Here is a 1,467-nt window from a genome sequence, read left to right on the forward strand (position 1 = left end):
GGTCAAGTCCCTTTTCGTGGTGTTCTTCGGTAGTTCCTTTAACTTGGTATTAAGCAGCGGGGTCGGGCTACGAATCACGCGGTCAGCGGCATCACCACCCCGACCGGGTCGACCTCGGTCTGCCCATGCAACACCGTCACGAGTTTGCGCATCGAGATCTCCGACAAATAGCGTCTCTCACCGTACTGCCATTCCTCGTGCTGTTCCTGCAACACGGCCCCGATCAACCGAGTCACCGACTCCCGGTTCGGAAAGATCTGAACGACATCAGCACGGCGTTTGATCTCCCTGTTCAACCGCTCGATCGGGTTATTCGACCAGATCTTCTGCCAATGCTGCCTGGGCATGGACACGAACGCCGTCAAATCGACCTCGGCGGACTCGAGCATGTCGGCGATGTCGGGAAACGACGCCCGCAGACTCTCAGCGACTTGCTTGTACTGGGCAATGACGGCCTCGGCTGTGGTCTGGGCGAAGATCGTTGAGATCAACGCGTTGACCGGCTTCGAGTGCGCACTGCCAAGGCGCTGAGTGACGTTACGAGCGAAGTGGACTCGACACCGCTGCCACCCAGCACCGGGCAGGATCGCTTTGACCGCGGCCTTGATCCCCGAATGAGCATCAGAGATCACCAGCGCGACCCCTTCGGGATCAGTCTCGGTGCTCACCTTCAACCCCCGCTCACGCAGCCCACGCAGGACCTGTGTCCAGAAGTCCGTGGACTCGGCATCTCCGACACTCATGGTCAGGATCTCCCGCCTGCCCTGTGATGAGACACCCGTGACCACAGCCACGGCCTGAGACACGACACGACCCCGGTGGCGGACATCGACATAGGTGGCGTCGACGAAGAGGTAGGGAAACCACGTGTGATCGAGTCGACGGGCCAGGAACTCGGCCACTGCCTCGTCGATGTCGGCACAGATCCGCGACACCGTCGACCGAGAGATCCCGGACTCGTTGCCCAAAGCACGCACAAGGTCATCGACCTTCCTCGTCGAGACTCCGTCGATCCAGGCCTGGCAGATGACGGCGTAGAGGGCCTTATCGACCCGCCGACGGGGATTGAGCAGGGACGGGAAGAACGAGCCTTTCCGTAGCTTCGGGATCGCCAGGTCGACTTCTCCCGAGGGAGTTGCCAGGGTCTTCTTCCGCGACCCGTTACGGCGTGTTGAACGGTCTTCGCTGCGTTCGTAGCGGGCGGCACCGATCGTGGCGGTGGCTTCGGCTTCGATGAGGTCCTGGAGGCCAGCTTGGAGCATTTGCCTAAACACGTCGGAGTGGGCGAGGTCAGGGTCGGTCAGGACTTGGTTGATCAGGGTCGACACGGCAGAATTGGGGTCAGCCATCGTGGGATGCCTTTCGTGAGGTTCTTGGCGGAACTACTAGCGGGATCCCACGATGGTTCTTCACATTTTTGGGGGTGAAGTCCCTGGTGGGAATGCCACCACTCTATGGGACTCACCC

Annotated in this window: 1 protein-coding gene; it reads right to left on the reverse strand. The window is 60.7% G+C overall.

Going from position 1 to position 1,467, the window contains the following annotated elements; all coding sequences use genetic code 11:
* Positions 1 to 74: 74 nt before the first annotated feature.
* Positions 75 to 1,349 (reverse strand): IS256-like element ISBli2 family transposase, encoded by a 1,275-nt coding sequence (locus tag INT32_RS21980; RefSeq protein ID WP_009882371.1) that lies wholly within the window; start codon positions 1,347 to 1,349, stop codon positions 75 to 77.
* Between the last annotated feature and the right edge of the window lie 118 nt (positions 1,350 to 1,467).

It is taken from the genome of Advenella sp. FME57 (assembly GCF_014897675.1).
Taxonomy (GTDB): Bacteria; Pseudomonadota; Gammaproteobacteria; order Burkholderiales; family Burkholderiaceae_B; genus Advenella.

What these genes read in the sequence shown, in the direction of transcription:
- INT32_RS21980 (WP_009882371.1), bottom strand. Translation starts at nt 1,349, where the DNA reads ATGGCTGACCCCAATTCTGCCGTGTCGACCCTGATCAACCAAGTCCTG.